Annotated in this window: 17 protein-coding genes; 9 read left to right on the forward strand and 8 right to left on the reverse strand. The window is 56.7% G+C overall.

The window, feature by feature from the left end; all coding sequences use genetic code 11:
• Positions 1-11: 11 nt before the first annotated feature.
• Together VHE34_RS06110 and VHE34_RS06115 are read right to left on the reverse strand one after the other, a co-directional pair.
• Positions 12-2,744 (reverse strand): CHAT domain-containing tetratricopeptide repeat protein, encoded by a 2,733-nt coding sequence (locus VHE34_RS06110; protein ID WP_325585723.1) that lies wholly within the window; start codon positions 2,742-2,744, stop codon positions 12-14.
• 66 nt (positions 2,745-2,810) lie between these two features.
• A complete protein-coding gene (locus VHE34_RS06115; RefSeq protein WP_325585725.1) occupies positions 2,811-3,863 on the reverse strand; it encodes a hypothetical protein in 1,053 nt (350 codons plus the stop codon).
• Between the two features lie 251 nt (positions 3,864-4,114).
• Between VHE34_RS06115 and VHE34_RS06120 the strand changes: the two genes are divergently transcribed.
• Positions 4,115-4,267: a hypothetical protein gene (locus VHE34_RS06120; RefSeq protein ID WP_325585727.1), complete on the forward strand. Its 153-nt coding sequence runs from the start codon at positions 4,115-4,117 to the stop codon at positions 4,265-4,267.
• Positions 4,268-4,296: 29 nt separating this feature from the next.
• Here the strand turns inward: VHE34_RS06120 and VHE34_RS06125 are convergent, their stop codons facing one another.
• The 5 genes from VHE34_RS06125 to VHE34_RS06145 all read right to left on the reverse strand — a co-directional run bounded on the left by VHE34_RS06125 (position 4,297) and on the right by VHE34_RS06145 (position 10,119).
• Positions 4,297-4,869: a hypothetical protein gene (locus VHE34_RS06125; protein ID WP_325585729.1), complete on the reverse strand. Its 573-nt coding sequence runs from the start codon at positions 4,867-4,869 to the stop codon at positions 4,297-4,299.
• Between the two features lie 314 nt (positions 4,870-5,183).
• Positions 5,184-5,306, reverse strand: coding sequence for a hypothetical protein (locus VHE34_RS06130; RefSeq protein WP_325585731.1), 123 nt, complete (start codon positions 5,304-5,306; stop codon positions 5,184-5,186).
• 127 nt (positions 5,307-5,433) lie between these two features.
• A complete protein-coding gene (locus VHE34_RS06135) occupies positions 5,434-6,195 on the reverse strand; it encodes a LytR/AlgR family response regulator transcription factor (RefSeq protein WP_325585733.1) in 762 nt (253 codons plus the stop codon).
• A gap of 9 nt (positions 6,196-6,204) precedes the next feature.
• Positions 6,205-9,336 (reverse strand): histidine kinase, encoded by a 3,132-nt coding sequence (locus tag VHE34_RS06140; protein WP_325585735.1) that lies wholly within the window; start codon positions 9,334-9,336, stop codon positions 6,205-6,207.
• Between the two features lie 216 nt (positions 9,337-9,552).
• The gene (locus VHE34_RS06145; protein ID WP_325585737.1) at positions 9,553-10,119 is read right to left on the reverse strand and encodes a hypothetical protein; all 567 of its coding nucleotides are present in this window, start codon (positions 10,117-10,119) and stop codon (positions 9,553-9,555) included.
• A gap of 157 nt (positions 10,120-10,276) precedes the next feature.
• Between VHE34_RS06145 and VHE34_RS06150 the strand changes: the two genes are divergently transcribed.
• Together VHE34_RS06150 and VHE34_RS06155 are read left to right on the forward strand one after the other, a co-directional pair.
• A complete protein-coding gene (locus VHE34_RS06150) occupies positions 10,277-12,652 on the forward strand; it encodes an ABC transporter permease (RefSeq protein ID WP_325585739.1) in 2,376 nt (791 codons plus the stop codon).
• A 22-nt stretch (positions 12,653-12,674) separates the two neighbouring features.
• Complete coding sequence (locus VHE34_RS06155) at positions 12,675-13,811, forward strand: family 20 glycosylhydrolase (protein ID WP_325585741.1); 1,137 nt, start codon at positions 12,675-12,677, stop codon at positions 13,809-13,811.
• Here VHE34_RS06155 and VHE34_RS06160 read toward each other — a convergent pair.
• The gene (locus tag VHE34_RS06160; RefSeq protein WP_325585743.1) at positions 13,808-14,293 is read right to left on the reverse strand and encodes a hypothetical protein; all 486 of its coding nucleotides are present in this window, start codon (positions 14,291-14,293) and stop codon (positions 13,808-13,810) included. The two genes, VHE34_RS06155 and VHE34_RS06160, sit on opposite strands and share 4 nt — an antisense overlap.
• Positions 14,294-14,400: 107 nt before the next feature.
• On the opposite strand from VHE34_RS06160, the gene VHE34_RS06165 reads away from it, so the two are divergent.
• From VHE34_RS06165 to VHE34_RS06190, 6 genes are all read left to right on the forward strand, one after another.
• Positions 14,401-15,666, forward strand: coding sequence for a hypothetical protein (locus tag VHE34_RS06165; protein WP_325585745.1), 1,266 nt, complete (start codon positions 14,401-14,403; stop codon positions 15,664-15,666).
• A gap of 103 nt (positions 15,667-15,769) precedes the next feature.
• On the forward strand, positions 15,770-15,931 hold the full coding sequence (locus tag VHE34_RS06170; protein ID WP_325585747.1) for a hypothetical protein: 162 nt from the start codon (positions 15,770-15,772) through the stop codon (positions 15,929-15,931).
• Between the two features lie 31 nt (positions 15,932-15,962).
• Positions 15,963-17,264, forward strand: a complete 1,302-nt coding sequence (locus VHE34_RS06175) for an aminotransferase class V-fold PLP-dependent enzyme (RefSeq protein ID WP_325585749.1) — start codon at positions 15,963-15,965, stop codon at positions 17,262-17,264.
• 130 nt (positions 17,265-17,394) lie between these two features.
• Entirely contained in the window at positions 17,395-18,219 is an 825-nt protein-coding gene (locus VHE34_RS06180; protein WP_325585751.1) for a tetratricopeptide repeat protein, read from the forward strand.
• A 23-nt stretch (positions 18,220-18,242) separates the two neighbouring features.
• Entirely contained in the window at positions 18,243-18,905 is a 663-nt protein-coding gene (locus VHE34_RS06185) for an OmpA family protein (RefSeq protein ID WP_325585753.1), read from the forward strand.
• A 143-nt stretch (positions 18,906-19,048) separates the two neighbouring features.
• Complete coding sequence (locus tag VHE34_RS06190) at positions 19,049-19,714, forward strand: flavin reductase family protein (protein ID WP_325585755.1); 666 nt, start codon at positions 19,049-19,051, stop codon at positions 19,712-19,714.
• Positions 19,715-19,795: the final 81 nt, after the last annotated feature.

The raw sequence follows: 19,795 nt of genomic DNA on the forward strand, positions 1-19,795 counted from the left end.
TTTTCATCCCATCACACCCGCCGCCTTTTCAAAAAGAGCACAATCCCCCCCGCTCCCATTACCGCCAGTCCGATCACCACCCACAGCACCCAACCCCTTCGGGAATACAACGCTCCACTATCCCCCGTCAGCACCAGGTGCGCCCAGAACGACGGGCTCTTGTCTATCGCATCGCTCTTCAGATAATCGAGCTTTGCGAGCTGCAGCGCCCTCGCCTTCGTCTCTCCCTCCCGCAAATGCGCATAAAATCGTTTGAGGATCAGCGACGTCGCCTGGTCATCCGCTTTCCAAAGACTGTTGATCGTGCTGCCGCAACCCGCGTACGCGAATGCCCGAGCAAGGCTGATAACGCCCTCCTGTGGCACGACTTCCCCCTGCCCGGTCTCACAGGCACTGATGATCACCAGTCTCGTTGGCTGCAAATTCAACCCGTACAGCTCCTCGAGATACAAACGGTTGTCGATCGTTCGCCCCTTCCCCGGATAAAAGGCTATAAAACTTCCCGCCGCATTGTCCATCGACGACACGGCATGCGTCGCCAGGTGTACGATCGGGTATTGATTCACCGTCGCCAGGAATCGCTCCTTCGTCGCCTGCCCATCCAGCCATTGTAAGCCCGGCAACCCGGCAATCTCTTCCTTCGAGGCCGGCAGCCGCTGAAAAACATCGGCCCCGCGGTCTCCAAAAGGCGCAAACGAGAGTACTCCCGAACCGACACTCTTCCCCGATGAAGGTTCACCGCTCAGCAGCCGAGAGGAGAACCGGTAGCTGATCGTCGTCGTTTCCACCAGCCATTGGTTCCCCGTGGCATCCGCATACAACGACTCGAAGGGTAGCAACGCAAACACCCCATCGGGCACGATCACCCACTCCGTCCGTCCACCCGCAGCCTCCTGGATAGGCTTCACAAGCGCAGCAAACAACCGCTGTCCAACAGCCCCACCGTTAAACCGCCCACCACTGCCCGTGGCCTTCAGCTTTTCCAGCCAGGCTTCCACATCCCGCTCCAACCGCGCCAGTGAATCCACTGCCACATGCCGCAACCCATCCCGCGTCACAACGAATACATGCAAGACCCCTCCGGCGGCATAAAGACTAACCAGGGCCTGGTTCCGTCCCAATTCACCCTGCAGGTCCCGGATACCCGGACTGGCATCGCCGTATTTGACCCGGTAATATTCTCCATCCTGCTCCAGCGCTTTTTGCAACCGCAGCAGCTCGATCTCGTCGCCCTCCTTCTCCCGCGTGATCGCCGCCAGCTCGCTGCTGTCGGTCACCCCCTCACTCCGCACATTCAGCCGCGCGATGCGATATTTGTAGTTGTCGACCTGCCCCAGCAAACCCTTCGCCTCCGGCGCCCCCATAAAGGCCTTCTCCTCGAGATTGGCCGTGATCACCGAGGCCTTGCTGCGCTCGCCGATCAGGAAGGCCTGCTCCAGGTAGTCGCCGCCCGGATGCCGCCGGTCCAGCTCAAGACATACCGCCAAAGCCTCGGCATAGACGATCCCGCTGTTCTTTTTCAGAAACAGCTTCGCCTCATCCGTCGCATAGCTCCGCTCGATATATCGCAAAAGCGACAAGGCCGCCGAATACGTAGCATAAGACGCTTCCAGGTTCTTCTCACCATTATGCAACTCCGCCTTCCGCACCAGCGCATCAAACAATCTATAATAAGCAAACGCCCCGCTAAACCCCACCGGGTTCCCATACGCATCGCGCTTGTTAAAGTTCCCCGCGAACAGATCAATGGCCCGCTGCACCTCCTTCAGCGCTCCCCCAACATCCCCCCGCCGACTCAGCTCCTCCGACCCATAAAAAGCATTAAGCCCAAGATCCAGCGGTCCGATCTTCCCCGACCCCGCAGAAGGTCCCAACTCACGCAACCGCGATAAATACCACCGGCAGCTGTCGGGCCGGTTCAGTCGCAGCTCCGCATTCGCCATCTCGTTCAACACCCTCGGGATCTCCCGCAGGCTCACCCGGCGAAACCAGGCCAGCGCCGACGGATAATCCTCCATCCCCGCATAAGCCCGACCCATATTCTCATAGACATAGTCTCGCAAAGGCCGGTAACCAAGCAACTGCCGGTAAATGGCCAGCGCATCCTCATATTGCCCCACCCGGAACGAAGCCGTTGCAATATTGATCTGCAGACTCACCGCCGCCGCCGTATCATACGTCTTCCCACCCCGCACCAGCTCAAGCGCATGATCGAAATAGTTACGGCCCTGCCGGAAATTCCCGTTGTCGCAGTAGAGCGCGCCGAGGGTATTGTATAAGCGGACACTGTTATCCCGGTCGTTGAACCGGCCCGCCAGCGACTCCGCCCGTAACAGAAAATAACTCGCCGAGTCAAACCGGTCCAGGTTGTAGTAGACCGTCCCCACATACACCTGCGTCACAAAGACAAGGCTGTCGTCCGCGGGCCGGTACCCCAGCACCCCGCAATAGGCCGTCCTCGCGCGAGCATAATCGCCCCCGGCATCCAACAAAATGCCCCTCTTCAACAAGGCCACCGTCAACAACGTGTCCCCACGAGCCCCTGCCTTCTCTAACTCATTGACCACCGCCGTAAACCCAGCCAGCGCCAGGCTATCCGTCACCCGCGTCGACCGGTCCAAATGAAAAAGGCTGTCCGCACGCCGGTAGCGCACAAGCAGCCTGTCCCCCACGGGTCCGCCAGGACCCGCCAAAACAGATCCAAACAGCAACAGCCCCAAAAACAATAAAGCAACCCTTCCCATGTACCCACAAAGAAAAGCGAAGGATGTCAATCCTTCGCCTCGCAACCCAAAAATATTGTCAAATCGTTAATTAAACCTCGTCATGATCACCAGCGGCGGCCGCGGACTCGCCGAAGTCGAGATCACATGCCCCGCCAGCACATTGTCCAGCGCATTCACGATCCCGCCCAACAGGGCCCCGCTGATCAGTGATTTCTTATTGTAATACTGCAGCTGCACCTGGATATTCTGCAAGGCATTATTGCTGCCGTAATTGATCTTATAGTAGATGGTGGTGGTCACCGTAGCTCCGTCCACCGGGATCAGCCCAAAGGCCCCGCCAAGACCCAACAACGTCCCATTAAGCGTCTTCTGCAGGTCGATCACACCCGTATTCTTATCCACGATCACCTTCTGGGCCGCCGCCGATCCGGTCACGTCGAAGGTACAACCCCCATTGGCGCACACCGAAGGCAGATACGGGTTCGCCTCGAAATAAGGCGCCGCCGCCGTCGCCCCATTCTCAAACACATACACGCTGTCAAAATAGGCTGCACCGCCAATGATCAGCTGCTGAAGACAGGTATCCGTCGTCCCCGCTTTCACAAAACCGAGGATATAACGCATACCGGTCTGGCTCTGCGTAATATTGATGGCGCCCGAATTCTGGTCCAGCACCATGCCCACCGGCCAGGCAAAATATTTACCAGGCCCCGGATCATTCACCGGGTGAACGATATAGTCGCCACTGGCAGGCTGTTGATAGATCAGCGTGTCTCCATAAATAGGCAACGCCGGACAAGCAGGCGCAGTAGGCGCGGCGGGAACAGCCGGCGTACTCGGATTACTCGGCGTGCTCGGATTACTCGGAGCACTCGGGTTATTCCCATTAAGACTGTCAACCGTATGTTGAGGAAAGGGTGGCGTTGGAACCACCGTCGTATCCGACTTCGCAACCGGCTTCGTCGTGTCCGCCGGCTTAGTCGCTACTGAATCATGCTTATGCGCCGCAGAATCATACCTGGGCGGACCGTTCCGCGCCCCAAGAAGGGACCGCAGATTCGGATCTTCCGGCGCAGCCTTCTGACAGGCATAAAATGCGACGGCAAGGAGGATAGCAATCAACGGAATGGTCTTCATAAGTAGGTTTTTTTAAATAGGGGTTTACGCTTAACAAAATACGAATAATTCCCGGTTTGTCTAAGTATTGGTAACCACCGGGTGCCGATTCGTAACCACCCGGGATCAAAGATTTTCAATTAACTGACAACCAATCGATTAAAAAAAACACAAAACCAAAGGTTACACCCCCCACTCCAGCTCGTACCAATAGATGCAGTATCCTCCAATATCCGTTATTGAATCACATTGATAACGCTAAATCCGCCCTTATGCCCATCGAAGAATCCATCCGGGAAATGGAAGGCAAGATTTCCCTCCTCGACAACCGGAAATTTATCGGCCTAATCAGCCTCGTCAGTATTTATTCGATCACCTGGCTCGGCTTCCTTACACACCTCATCCTAAAGTCCGGAGGCTTCTGACCCGCAAAGTAAGCTGACCCAAATCGTCGTCAAGCCGGAAGCCTGCCTGGCATCCATGTGAGAAAGGCCATCGCCCCGTTGAACACAAACAGGTAGGCCGGAAACAACACGTAGAGCCAATCATGCCCCACGCAGATGATCAATGCAAGGGTCGACGAAACCACACCCAACACCCAGGCCAGCGAACGCTCCGACATCGGGTCCCGCCAGGCCTTGACCACCGTCGGCACCGCAAGGACGGCATCGGCGCAAATGGCAAACACCGTCGTGATCCAGGGATTGCCCGACCATAGATACATCGCCACACACCCCGCACTCCAGACCACATATTGCCAGTCCTTTCGCTCCAGCGAATAGTTCCGCGTAGCCAGCGCCGTCATCCCGATCGTCAGACAACCCACCGTCGAGAAAAGCACGCTCGTCATGCTCCACTGCCAACCCTTTCCAACCACCTGCGACACCACACTCGTCCCCATCAGAAAGGCCCAGCCCGTCCACGAAAGCACGCTCGGCCTCACCTTCTTCGTGATCGTGTTGATCAGGTAGATCACCTGCGCACTGCCGATAATAATGCCCGCCGCCAAACCAAAGATTTTCTCCATGGCAGCAAGATACCGCTTAAATGGCGATCCCAACGGAGCATCCCGCAAATGGACCTACCGCGGCCCATCCGCAACCATGATCAGAAGCACGATAAATCCAATGAGAAACGCACACACAAGAAAAGTGATCAGATAGATCATCACCGCAGCCGGCCTGCCACGCTTCCTTACACGCCGGTATACCGCGTTGGCGATAAAGTAGGCGGCCAACACAACAAGCCCGACACCGGCAAGAAAAATAAGATAGTCCATCTTGGCAGGCACTGGAGAGGTACCCAACCAAATATAAAAAAATAGAAAAAAATCACCAAATCTTACCCCTTGGTAATCAACCCGACCGTATTGCCGCCCGGATCGCGGAACCACGCAAACTTCTTCCCGTCGGGCAACGGCACCGGCCCGATCACCCTCTTGCCACCGGCCCCTTCTATCTGCACCCGATCTCAAAATGAACCACAGGATTCCCCATAATAGTATTTTATCCTAAGATAACTATATTTACAAGGACCAAAACGGACAGCCTGCAAAGAATCATGTTGCCAAAAAGTATATTCGTCAAAAAAATCAATAATTGAACAACTCTTTCATCCTCGCCATAAACACCTCCTTCTTCCGCCTCGATACCTCGATCACCATATCGTTCGTCAGGATCACGCTGCCCCCCTCACCGCGCACGTATTCTTTGATATGGTGCAGATTCACCAAAAAGGATTTATGTATCCTGCAAAACGCGCTCCGCTCCAACAACATCTCGTACTCGATAATCGATCGGGAAGCCGTCAGTACCGTCCCATTCAACAAATGAAAGATGGTATAGCTGCTGTCGCTCTCGCAATAAACGACTTCCGAAAGATGGATCACCCGGAACCCCTTCATATCGGGGATACAAAGCTTCATCTCCGCCGGCGTCTGCACCTTATGCAGGTTGTACAAAAAGGTCTCCACCTGCTGTGCCGACACCTTCCCCGCGATCCGCTGCTGCGCCCGCTTCACGGCCTCGACCATCAGGTCCTCCTCCACAGGCTTTAACAGGTAGTCTACCGCACTGTATTTGAAGGCCTGGATCGTATACTCGTTGTGCGCCGTCACAAAGATCACCTCGAAGGGCACCGGACTCAGCTCGTTGAGCAGATCGAAACCGTTCTTCTCGGGCATGGCAATATCCAGGAACACCAGTTCAGGTTCAAGTTCGGCGATCCGGTCCAGCGCATGGCGGGCGTCCGCGCACTCCGCAAGGATCTTCACTTCTGGACAGTTCAGCTCCAGCAGCTTCCGGAGACTGCTCAGTCCCCGCGGCTCATCGTCGATGAGAATCGTCTTGATCATGGAATGAATTTATACCATCAGCAGCTCCTCCTCCTGTGCCGCCAGGGTCAGTGTGATCAATGTACCGCTCCCCGTCCGGCCGGGGATATCGGTCTTGTCTTTGATGGTCAGCGAGCAGCTCATCCGGTATTTCTCGTTCAGCACCGCAATCCGCTGCCGGATATTGGCGATCCCCATGCTCCGGTGTACCGATTGGGTCTGATCCTTGTTTTGCAACGACTGCCGGATGCCGATCCCGTTGTCTTCGATCTCGCAGACCAGCCGGCCGTCATCGAGGTAGAACCGGATCTGCAGCTGTTTGTCCCGATCCTTGGGATGCAGGCCATGCCAGATGGCGTTCTCCACCAACGGCTGGATCAGCATGGGCGCCAGCCGGATCTCGTCGATATCCAAACCCTCATCGTTGGCGACAACGATCTTGTATGCAAAGTCCGAGAACCGCAGCTGCTCCATCTCCAGGTAGCTCTCCAGGTATTCATTATTTTGCCGCAACGTGATAAAGGTCTGACGCGAATGTTCGAGGTTCAACCGGATCAACCGCGCAAACCGGCTGAGATAACGGCTCGCATTCCGGTTGTCCTCGTGAAGGATCATCTCCCGGATGCTGTTCAGCGCGTTGAAGATAAAATGGGGGTTCATCTGCGCGTGCAGCGCCTTCATCTCGTATTCCGCCATCTGCTTGTCGAGGCTCAGCTTCTCACGGATGCGACCCACGCGGTACCGGTAGATCATCCATACCAACCCCAACACCAACAGACCCACGATCGTCAGGAACCACCAATTCTTCCAAAACGGCGGATCCACCACTATCAGCAGGCTCTTCATCTGCTCGGGCCACCGGTTATTGGCAGAGAACAGCTTCAGGGACACATGATAGGCCCCCGGCTCGAGATTGTTGAAATTGATGCTCCGCTGCCAGTTAAGCAGCCTCCAGCCGGTATCCGTCCCGGGCGTGATCCGGTAGGCAAACCGGTTTCCTTCGGGGTTCGTAAAATTGACGGCATTGAAGTTTATCTGCAGGTTATTATCCGAACTGCCCAGCTCGATCCGTTCCACATTGTCCAGGCAAACACCCGATCCCGTGCTGATACCGTCCAGGAACAGGGCAGGCGTCTTTTGCGGCGCCAGCGGAAGGTCTGGCTGGAAACTTATCAGGTGACGCTTGCTCCCGAAGTAGAAAATATTCGCCTGCTCGTCATAATAGAAGCCCTTCGCAGTAGAAGTGATCGCCACCGTTGGCAGCCCATCGGTATAAGGGAAGGACTTGCTTTCGCCGTTCCGGATATTGAACCCCGTGATCCCATTCTCCATTCCCAGCCAGATCCGCCCATTGATGATGCAGCTGCTGTTCAGCACATCTCCGTCCGTCAGGTAGTTCTCCTCCTTCCGCAACTCCGTGGTCATATCGGTGCAGTTGAATTGCAGGATGCCGTTATTGAACGAATACAGCCAGAGATTGTTCTTCTCGTCGCAGTCGATGATCAAGGCAAAGTTGGGCAGCTTGCGGGCCAGCGATGGGTATGGGATCAGGGTGTCGATGGCTTGCTTCTGGCCGTTCCACCGGCAAAGCCCGTCGCCGCCAAGCCACATGTTCCCGTTCCGATCCTCCGCCATGCCGAAACAATAGGTGATCTTCAGCTGCGGCCACTGCCGCTCCGATATCTCCGTGAACTGCCGCCGCCGGGGATCGTAACGGATGATGCTGTTCAAGCGCCCAAAGGCGACCCAGATGTTTTTTTCCCGGTCGACACAAGAGGACGTCGTGTTATAGTCCGCAATCCACGACAATTCGGGGGGCGCCGCTACCCTGCCGCTGGTGAACCGCCTCCTGTCCATCCAAAACAGCCCCATCCTCGTCCCCACCCACACCGTGTCGGCGTTATAGGGGATGAACAGGCTGATATCATTGCTGATCGATTCCTTGTCCCCAAACAACACCCGGCGCTTCAGCTGCTTGGTGTGTTTGTCCAGCACAAGCACCCCACCCTTGTTCCTCAATCCTACGAATAGGTTTGCGGAGTCCGACCAGATCGTCCGGATATTGCAGTTCCGCAACTCCGGCCGGTCGGTGGAAAGGTCGTAGGCGGTAAAGAACGGACTGGACAAATTCTCCTTGTAAAGACCCTCAGTCGTTCCTACCCAAAGCCTTCCCTCCCGGTCCTTGAAGGCCGTCGTACATTGCTTCCCTTCCAGGTACTTGCCGTAAATACTCAGCGTATGATCCTCGGCATGGTATTGCAGCACATAGACTCCGCTGGCCTTGCAGGTTATCGCCACCATACCGTCGGCCAGCAGGATGATCTTGCTGTCTGCCTCGTCTATTTCCCGGGCGCCGTCAAAAGGCAGGGGCATCTCCCAGGTGGTCCCGGTCGTCAACTCGTAGACATTCAGGGTATTCTTCTCCAGGTTATAGATCAGCAGCTCGTTCCTCCGGCCCGAATAGCAGAGACGATGCTGTTCTCTCCGGTCCAGCAGCGCCTTCTTCAGCTCGGGGTGGCGATTGACAAAAAAGGTGTCGATCCGGTTGCGATTCACATCATAGTTAGAGAACACCACCGAATTCTCCTGGAGGAAATGATCGTCGCCATATTCATACAGGCTTCCGCCGAAGATCAGCTCCTGCCGCCCGGCATCCGCCGGCAGGTAATGATCGTAGCGATTGATGATCGATCCCGACGAATCAAAGACATAGAGTCCCGTCTTGGTCGAAAGGATATAATTGCCCCGCTTATCCCGGCTCGTTTCAAAGACATTGTTCGCCCAATAGGAAATGGAAGGGTCGCACGGCACCGTCAGCCGCCGGAAGCGGCGGGTGCTGGTGTTGAAGACAAAGGCGCCCGCAATCGTGCTGCCGATCATCTCCTCACCCTGCATCTTCAGCAGCGAGATGCGATTCGCCGGCAGCGACAACTCCGTCGACCCGGTGTAATAGCTCGTGAAGAACCTCCCGTCAAACCGGTTCAGCCCTTTTCGCGTGGCCACCCAGATATAGCCGAGTGAGTCTTGCACGATACCCGAGATATAGTTGTTGGAGAGGCCTTCCGTTCGCGCGTAATGGGTGAAACTGCTGTCGCCAAAAGACTGCGCGTTCGCCGAAACGACCGTCAAAAGAACAAAGAGGAAAAAAAGGGGTTGCCGCATAAAAACCAGTGCAGGACTTGATTTGGTCGTTTAAAATTACAACCGAAAATCAACAAATCCGCCGCGTTTTTTTCGTCTTCCGTTCACCAAAGAAAGGACGCCGGTCGCTGTTTCGCCGCCTCCACTCCTTAGATTGCGGTTTCATGCATACAACTTTTTCGCGTATTTGCGACAAATTTTAAAACCACCAAATAACGAGTCACATATACCATTCCATTAGATCAGAATTATCCGAAGGGTGATGACCTTTGCGCCGTCAGGTCGGGCGGCACGCAGAAAATACATCCCCGCCGGCAGGGCGGGCGGTAAGCCGAGCAGATCCACCTGCTCCTTGCCGCCCACCTCGATTTTACGCTGTTGCACCAATTCTCCACCCGAGCTGAACAAACCCACCTCATAAACCCCCGGCTCCCCAGCCATCATAGCCCTATTAGGCACTGGGGTTACAGCCCCCACCACATCCCGCTTCTTCTCCACCCCATATCCCACCACCCGCACCGTATCGAGCACCTGCACCTTCATCACCTCCCCTTTCATCGTCGCCTGCCCCCTCGCCTCCGCAGTAACCAACAACCCCGCCACCAACCACTGCCACCAATTCCCCTTCCTTCGCCGGCCCGCCAGCTCAATATCCCGCCCCAACTGCTCCGGCGCAAACCGCCCGCACACATTCTGACCCGCCGTTCCCAAATACCGGATCACCTCGGCATCCGTCATCATCGAAAAATCCACCACCGTCTTTGAACAAGCCCCGCAAAACCGTCCGGCTCCGTCGGGCCGCATCCCCGCTCAATTCTCATGGCAGGGCTGGGGTATCCGCAATTGAAGATTTCCATTCATAAGCATTGTTTTCTCCAAAGGATGCCCCGCCCCCAAAAATTACATACCCACAATGCAACAATCCCCCAAAAAGGCCGTCCTTAAACCACAACCAACGCTCATGCTCAAGAACTCCCTCACCATCGCCTGGCGCCGCCTGGTAAAACATCGCCAATTCTCCCTCCTCAACATCCTCGGCCTCTCCACCGGCCTGGCCTGCGCCATTCTCATTTATTGCTGGATCAGCGATGAGCTCGACGTCGACAAGTACAACCACAATGACAACCGCATCGCCCAGGTCCTCCTCAACTCCCCCTCCTCCGACGGCCAGGCCATCACCACCGCCGACTATACCCCGGGCTACCTGGCCGCCACCCTCGCAAAGGAATTCCCCGAGGTCGAGTCCTCCACCGCCGTCGTAGGCAACCCATGGCACGACAAAAAAGGCGTCCTCCGGTCCGGCGACCACGCCATCGCAATCAATGCCGTCTTCCTCACAAACAGCTTCTTCGACATCTTCACCCTCCCGATCATCGCAGGAAACAAACGCCAGGTGCTGCAGGACAAAAATGACATCGTCATCTCCACCGACCTGGCCAAACGCCTCTTCGGCGCCACCGAAAACCTCATCGGCAAAACCCTCGAATGGAGCCCAAAAGACTACGCCGGCATCTACCGCATCTCGGGCGTCTTTCAAAAGCCCCCGGCCAGCGCCACTATGCAATTCGACCTCGCCTTCAATTATTCTCTCTTCCTCGATAAAAATCAAAAGCTGCTCGACTGGCGCAATAACGACCCCGCCACCTTCGTCCTCCTGAGACCCAACGCAAACCTCGCCGACTTCAATCGCAAAATAGCCGGGCTGGTAAAGAACAAGAACGCCGAAGCAAAGTCCACCCTCTTCGCGCAACGCTATTCCGATCGCTACCTCCACGGCGTCTACGAGAACGGCCGGCCCCAGGGCGGCCGCATCGAATACGTCCGGCTCTTCTCCCTCATCGCGATATTCATCGGGATCATCGCCGCGATCAACTTCATGAACCTTTCCACCGCAAAAGCGGCCGGCAGGATAAAAGAGGCCGGCATCAAAAAGGTCATCGGCGCCAGGCGCTCCGCCCTCATCGGCCAATACCTCGCAGAGTCGCTCCTCCTCACAGCCTTCGCCGTCCTCATCGCCCTCGGCCTGGCCGCCCTTGCACTCCCGCAGTTTGACCACATCACGGGCAAACAATTGCATCTTCGTTTCGATATCCCCTTCATCGTCACCCTTCTGGCCATCACGCTCGTCACGGGCATAGGAGCCGGCGCCTGGCCCGCCCTCTACTGCAGCGGCTTCAAACCCATCGCTGGGCTCACCGGCCGGCTTCATAACAGCATCGACGAATTATGGGTAAGAAAAGGGCTCGTCGTCTTCCAGTTCACCCTCTCGGCACTCTTCATCATCGCCGTCCTCGTGGTCCATCGCCAGATGCATTGGGTCCAGACCAAAAATCTCGGTTACGATCGCAGCCATCTCCTCTATTTCCATCCCGCCTTCGAAACCTCTCTCCCCGATCTTATACGGGAAGTACGACGCACGCCCGGCGTCCTCGACGCCGCCAATTTCGGCCAGAACATCACCAACCGCGACGGCGGAACCACCGACATCAGCTGGCCCGGGAAAGACCCCGCCGCCAACATAAACTTTACCGACCTCTCGATCGGCTACGGATTCATAGAGACAGCCGGCATCAAATTAACGGCCGGCCGCTCCTTCTCACGGGAATATGGCAACGAAAAGACATCCGTCATCTTCAACCAGGCCGCCATCGACATCATGGGAATAAAAGATCCGATCGGTAAGACCATCCACCTCTGGGGTTCCGATCGCCGGATCATCGGCGTCGCCGAAAATTTTCATTTCCAATCGTTCCATGAAACGATAAAACCCTGCTTCTTCGAATGCAATGAAACCGCATTCGCTTCCAATATCATGGTCCGCATCGCCCCCGGCGCTGAACAAACCGCGATCCAACACCTAAGCGAACTCTATAAAGCCGGCAGCGGTGGCCTCACCCTCGAATACACCTTCCTCGAGGACGACTTCCAGCGTCTCTATGCCGCTGAGACCCGCGTAGCTCTTTTGGCCCGGTACTTCGCCGCGCTCGCCGTCATCATCTCCGGTCTCGGCCTCTTCGGTCTCGCCGCCTATACCGCCCAGAAACGCCAAAAAGAGATCGGCATCCGCAAGGTCATCGGCGCCTCCACCGGCAACCTGATGACCCTCCTTTCCCGCGATTTCCTCGCCCTCACCGGCCTCGCCCTCCTCATCGCTTTCCCCGCCGCCGCCTGGCTCATGGGCCGCTGGCTCCATGGCTTCGCCTATCGGGTACCCCTATCCGCCGACATCTTCATATTTGCAGCAGTAACCACCCTCGGCATAACCATCGCGTCCATCGGCTGGCAGTGCGCGCGTGCTGCGTCGGCCAACCCCATCCGCGCCCTGCGCGCGGAATAGGAATATGCCGTAAATTGTGTCCATGAGAACCTACCTGCTGGCCGCCATCACCGCCATAACCTTATTCACAACGCAAGCCGCGCAGGCACAAGCGCAGCGCCCCCTGGACAGCATAATCCCCATCAGGGGATTCTGCATCGATGCCCCCCGCCCCAACGGCCTCGACTCATTCATCAATTTCATCAACCAGGAACTCGCCCCAAGAAAAGTAAACACCCTGTTGATCTTGGTCGACTACCGCTACCAGTTCAAAACCCATCCCGAACTCGTCGACAGCTTCGCCCTCTCCAACGCAGACGTCAAAACCATCGTCAAAGCCTGCGCCCGGCACAACATCCGCATCATCCCCCAGATCAATCTCCTCGGCCACCAGGGCTGGGAGCAACATGTCGGCAAGCTCCTCCAGGCCTATCCCGAGTTCGACGAAACTCCCTGGGTAAAGAACCCCGAACATTATGTATGGCCCAACGCGGATAACCTATATTGCCGCAGCTACTGCCCCCTCCATCCAAAGCTCCACCCCATCCTCTTCGACGTCATCGATGAGCTCTGCGACGCCTTCGAAAGCAATGCCTTCCACGGCGGCATGGACGAGGTGTTCTATCTCGCAGAAAGCAAATGCCCCCGCTGCGGGGGCCAGGACCCCGCGCTGATCTTCGCTAACGAGGTCCGCACCATCCACGACCATCTCGCCCAAAAAGGCCGTGAATTATGGATCTGGGGAGACCGTCTCATCGACGGCAAATCCACCGGCATCGGCATCTGGGAAGCAAGCTATAACAACACCTGGCGCGCCATCGACCTCATCCCGAAGGACGTGGTCATTTGCGACTGGCACTACGAACGCCCCGACAAAACGGCCGTCCTCTTCGCGATGAAAGGCCTCCGCGTCGTCACCTGTCCCTGGCGCAACTCCGAGTCCGGCATCGTCCAGGTCGACGACATGATCCGCTTCCGCGACGGCTCAACCAATGAGATGAAGCCCCGATTCTATGGCATCTGCGAGACCACCTGGATCCCCACCCATGTCTTCCTCAACGGCTTCTACGGCATCGGTCAGCCCCCTGCCCCCGGTCAAAACGCCAACGGCAGATCCCGCGGTACGGCATGGCAATGCTTCCGCGACATCTACCAGCACATCGACAGCCTCGGGTACTAACGCATCGTCATCTCCGCAGCCCTCGCCACCCCAAAGAACCTTCTGGCGCTAAACACCAGCACCAGCCCAAAAGTCACCCCAAACATAAAGGCGTCAAACGCCCCCTTGCCCCAATTCATCGGCCGCCCCGGCAACGCCGTCAGCGGCAACACCACCAATGTCATCACACACCAGATAAAAATGCCATAAAGCAAGGCAAGGAGATAAGGATTCAACACAGAAATTTTACTTTTACGGTACAGCAGGAAAAAGAACAGGGTGAACGAGAAAGCAATAAAAAAATGAAAGAAGACGCCCAATAACATCACCGGCACGCCCCCCTTCATTGAATTGGGCAAGCCAAGCGCCCCGCCGGCGATGTATTGGAACATCTTGGAAGCAAATCGGCCGCTCCGGACATAGACGTCGAGATAGGCATAGGCAAGATCAAGTATCCCGGCCAGCAATCCCGTAAGCAGCACTCTTTTGAAAAATGGACTCATAGTATTGATTTAAGTGAAAGACGGTCACAGCCCAAATCTCGGCCGCCCGCCACCGATCCATCCCCTCAAAACCCGATCAAAAATAATCAAAACGCGATCAATCGACTATGACCGACCGCCAGCTGATCGAACTCGGCGCCCGCGAACTCGCCGCCCGCCATGGATTCAACCTCGACTCCATGCGCCAGCGCGACTTTGAATACCTCTGCACCCGAATCGAAGAGAGCTCCGGTATCCTCATCAGCCTCTCCACCATAAAGCGCATCCTCAACGGCCAATACAACCGCCTCCCCCAGGTCGCCACGCTCAACGCCATCGCCGTCAACCTCGGCTACGCCAACTGGCAGGCCTTTAAGACAGCAAAGCAGGCGCCGATTCCAGCGCCCGCCGCAAAAGCCAAAAACCGCCGCCTCTCCTACCCGCTGATCGCAGCAGGCATCGTCGGCCTCTTCTTAATATCCCTTCTCTCCTTCAACTATTTCTCCGCCGCCCCCTCCTCAACCCCCGCCCCCAACGGAGCAGCCGCCTCCTTCGGCATCCGCCGCACCACCGCCAACACCGTCCCCAACACCGTCGTCTTCACCTACGACATCGACCACATCCCCGGCGACAGCTTCTTCATCCAACAGTCCTGGGACCGCCACAGGAGAGTAAGGATAGCAAAAGGCAGTCATACGCTTACCGACATTTATTATGAACCCGGTTACCACACCGCGAAGCTCATCGCCAACGACAAGATCATAAAGACCCTCCCCGTCAGCATCCCCACCGATGGCTGGTTCTTCTATAGCAAGGAATCCCTCAGCCGCGGCCTCCCGGCCTATATTCATACGTCCACCCCTACCCGCAACGGCATCCTCGGCCTGACCAGCCAGGACCTCGTCAATAACCGCATCGACCCCGATAAGCCGCAGGTGATTCTCTATACCTGGTTCCCCGGCGCCATCGCCACCAGCGCCGATAACTTCCGGCTCGACGCAAGGATCAAAATGACCGATCTCCGCAACACCGCCTGCCCCTTTATCATGCCCGAGATCTTTTGCCAGCACGGCCTGCTATATTTCGCGGCCACCCTACCCGGCTGCACCGGCGCCGGCGGCGAGATCAACGCCCAGTTCGGCAACCATTTCCTCGACGCCCGATCGACCGATCTCTCCCCCCTGGCCATCGACATCCACTCCTGGCACAACATCGAAATGCTCGTCAAACAACAGCAGGTAACGATCAGCATCGACGGCAAGCCCGTGCTCTCCAGCAGCTACACCACCTCCGCAGGCTCCATCACCGGCCTGGGCTTCCACTCCAACGGTCTCGCCGCCATCGACAGCATCCACCTCACCGGACTCGACGGCTCCAGCGTATACCCACGCTAACGCGCGCACTGAAGCAATACCGCAGTATCAAAGAGAATGGACAATTCGTTAGGTACTCCGACCGTATTCCCGTAACTTATCCAAACCATTAAGCCACTATTTCATGAAAGATCTGAAACTTATCCTCACCTCCTCGGCTATCGTCATCGCCGTAGCCGCCGCCTACGCCCTCCGGGAGAAAAAACAAGCCTGCCCCTGCATCCAATCTCCCATCCTGCAAAAAAACCTCACCGATTCTGCAAATTTTTTGCATAGAACCCCGTAAAAATGGGTATATTTGGTTAAACCATACTGCCATGAACCGTCGGGATATCCTCAAAAGAATTTCTTTTCTCCCTCTTGCCGCCACCGGCATCGCCAGCATCGCCGCTCCGAAGGATTCCGCCGAAAACCACGCCGCAGGAAACGCCGCCAACAACAACGCCGCCAACAACAACGCCGCCGCAGGCAACACAGGCAACAACGCCGCCGCAGGAAACGCCGCCCCACCGGCCGTCACCCGCGACCTCTTCGCCGAACTCGGCGTCCGCCGCGTCATCAATGCCGACGTCACCATGACCTTCCTCTCCGGCTCCCTCATGCTCCCCGAAGTATTGGAAGCCATCAACTCCACCTCCCACGACTTCGCCAATATGTTCGAACTCCAGGATAAGATCGGCGCAAAGATCGCTGAGATGCTCAAGGTTGAAGGCGCCATGGTCACCTCCGGCGCCGCCTGCGCCATCCTGCTCAGCACCGCCGCCTGTATCACCGGAACGGACAAGGACAAAATAAAGAACATCCCTAACCTCCCCGGCCCCCGCCCCGAGGTCATCATGCAGAAAAGCCATCGCTATCTCTTCGACCAGGCCGTCACCACCACCGGCGCAACCATCGTCGAGGTCGAAGGCCCCGACGGAATGGCCAACGCCTTCACGCCGCAAACCGTCATGGCCCTCTTCTTCAACGCAGCCGAAAAACACAGCGTCACCCACGAAGATTTCGTCGCCATAGCAAAAAAGCACAACATCCCCACCCTCCTCGACGCCGCCGCCGACGTGCCGCCAGTCGAGAACCTGTTCAAATACCAGAAAATAGGTTTCGATCTCGTCACCTTCTCCGGCGGCAAAATGATCCGTGGGCCCCAAAGCGCCGGCCTGCTCTTTGGCCGTAAAGACCTCATCGAGGCCGCAAAGCTCAACCACAGCCCTCACGAAGCACCCATCGGCCGCCCCATGAAAGTGAATAAGGAAGAGATGTTCGGCATGTACGCCGCCCTTCGCTCCTACATCGACCGGGACCACAGGAAAGAATGGGATGGCTGGCTCGAACGCGCCAACCACATCGGCAGCCGCCTCAACGCATTGCCAACCATCAAGACCGAGGTCTGGATCAATCCCGGCCCCGCCAACGCCTTCCCCAACCTCCTCGTCGACTGGGACCAAAATCACTTCAAGATCACGCCAAAGGATGTCCGTAAAGCATTGCAGGACGGCACCCCCAGCATCGTCACCGGCGCCCACGGCGACAAACTCCTCATCGGCGTCGTCCTCCTCCGTCCCGACCAGGTCGACATCGTCATCCAAAAGGTAAAAGAGGTCCTCACGCATGCGGTCTAAAACCCGCGGAACCCTCCTCCTGCACGTATACGCGCGACGGCAAACAATACCCCACCCTTCCATAGTTGGACCAACCGGTCAACCGCTGAATAAATAAAAATCCTATATTTGCCGCGCTAATCGAATAAGTATGAAAAATCACCTGGCACTCATCGGGCTGGTCCTGGCTTCTACTGTTCTCACCAAATGCAAAAGCGGGCTCGTCACCATGTCCAACTCCTGCTACGACCTCATCAACCAGGGACAGCAGCAGAATAAGTCCGGCAACTACTCGGCCGCTCTCGACAACTTCAACAAGGTCCTTCAGAAATGCGATACCTACGACGCCAAAGAAAAAGGCTATGCCGGCAAGGCCGCCTCTCTCAATGGAATGCAACAATACTCCGACGCCCTCGACGCGGCAGCAAAGGGCCTCGCCATCGACAGGAATAGCCTCGACAACCTCTTCGAAAAGGCCAATGCCGAAATGGGTCTGGGCAATTACACCGGCGCCCGCAACGACCTGGATGCCATCAACCAACTCACCGTAAAGAACCGGAACACGGCGCAACGCGCCACCGTCTATTCGAAGATGGCCGAAGTTGATACCCGCCAGCAACAATACGATCAGGCCCTGCAGGACATGCAGCAGGCCATCGCCATGGACAACACCAACCTGAAATTCCTGATGCAGGTAGGCGATATCCACGTCGCCGCAGGCAACTACCCAGCCGCCATCTCGAGCTATGACAATGCCATCGCAAGAGGCAAAAACGACCCCGAAGCGTGGAAAGCAAAGACCACCACCCTGATCAAAATGTACCAGGCGAAATACAAAACCACCGATGCCGGCGCCCTCGCAAAGAAGATCAACCCGAACGATCGCCAGACTCTCTGCACCAGCATCAACTCCTCCAAACAGGCCGGCCTGCAGGACTTGGCCATCGACCTCGTCCAGGCCTCCATCTGCAAATGATTGAAAACCTCAAATTCGCTAACATGAAAAATACACTCGTATTTGTACCCGCCCTCCTCGCCGTCCTGCTCACCGATTGTAAAAGTGCAAACAATACGCAAAAAGCCACCGCCGTGGGAGTAGCCGTCGGCGCCACCGCGGGAGCCCTCATCGGTCATGGCAAGCACTCCGTCCTCGACGCCCTCATCGGCGGTGCCGTCGGCGGCGGCGCCGGCTATCTTATCGGCCGTCACATGGACAAACAGGCCCAGGAGATCAAACAGGCCGTGCCCGACGCCCAGGTCACAAGAGTGGGCGAAGGGATCAATATGACCTTCAACTCCGGCCTCCTGTTCAAGATCAACTCCAGCGTCCTCAGCGAGGAAGCAAAGGTCAATCTCGAAAAGGTCGCCGGCATCTTCCAGAAATATCCCGACGAGAACATCCTCGTAGAAGGCCACACCGACGACACCGGGACGCCCGAGTACAATATGGACCTCTCGAAAAAACGCGCGTATGCCGTCAGCGACTATCTCGCCTCGAAAGGAGTCTCCACCAGCCGGATGGACATCAAATGGTACGGGGAATCTCAACCAAAAGTCCCCAACGACAACGATGCCAACCGGGCCCTCAACCGCCGGGTCGAGCTGGGCATCATGGCCAACGATCAAATGAAACAAAAGGCGCAACAGGGCTCACTCAATTAGCAAGTCTCCCACCACCGAACAGGCTGCAGATCGGAATACCATGTACCGGTCCCTTCTCCGCCGGTCGGCCCATCCGATTCCGCAAGTTCCGGGTTGTCCCGGCCGGCGCCACCAGGTAATTTTATGCCATAAAAATTACCGCTATGCACCAAACAGCCGAACCTTCCATTCTTTATTTCGGAACGCCGGTCGTCCTCATCAGCACCGTCAGCGAAAACGGATCCTGCAATCTCGCTCCCATCTCCTCCATCTTCTGGCTCGGGTGGCGCTGCGTCATCGGCATCTCCGCCTTCTCAAAGACAACGGAGAACCTCTTACGCACCCGCCAGGGAGTCCTCAACCTTCCCTCTATCCATCAGGCCCGTCACGTCAACGCCCTCGCACTGACCACGGGATCAAATCCCGTCCCGGAAGGGAAACAAAAGAAAGGATATCGCTATGAATCCGATAAATTCCGGTTGGCCGGACTGACTCCCGTGCCTTCGGAGACCGTGGAGGCCCCACGCGTAATGGAATGCCCGGTGCAAATGGAGGTCGTGGTGGAAGACGTCCATTCGCTGGCCGAACAATATGCCGACCAACGGGGCCGGATCCTTACCCTCGAATTACGGGTGCAGCGCATCCACCTGGAGGATTCGATTATCATGGACGGCCATCCCAACCGCGTGGACCCCGACAAATGGCGGCCGCTGATCATGAGCTTCCAGGAATTTTATGGCCTGGGCCAAAAAGTGCACTCCTCGCGATTGGGCACGATCCCCGAGTCGGACTACCGGACGCCGGATATCCAACGCGCCCGCACCGCCTGACACACTCGATGGGATCCGGCATCAACCGGATGATCCGGCGAAAAAGCAAAAACCCGCTTCGCAGCGGGCTTTTGTAAAAAA

It is taken from the genome of Puia sp., from assembly GCF_035546395.1.
GTDB lineage: Bacteria > Bacteroidota > Bacteroidia > Chitinophagales > Chitinophagaceae > Puia.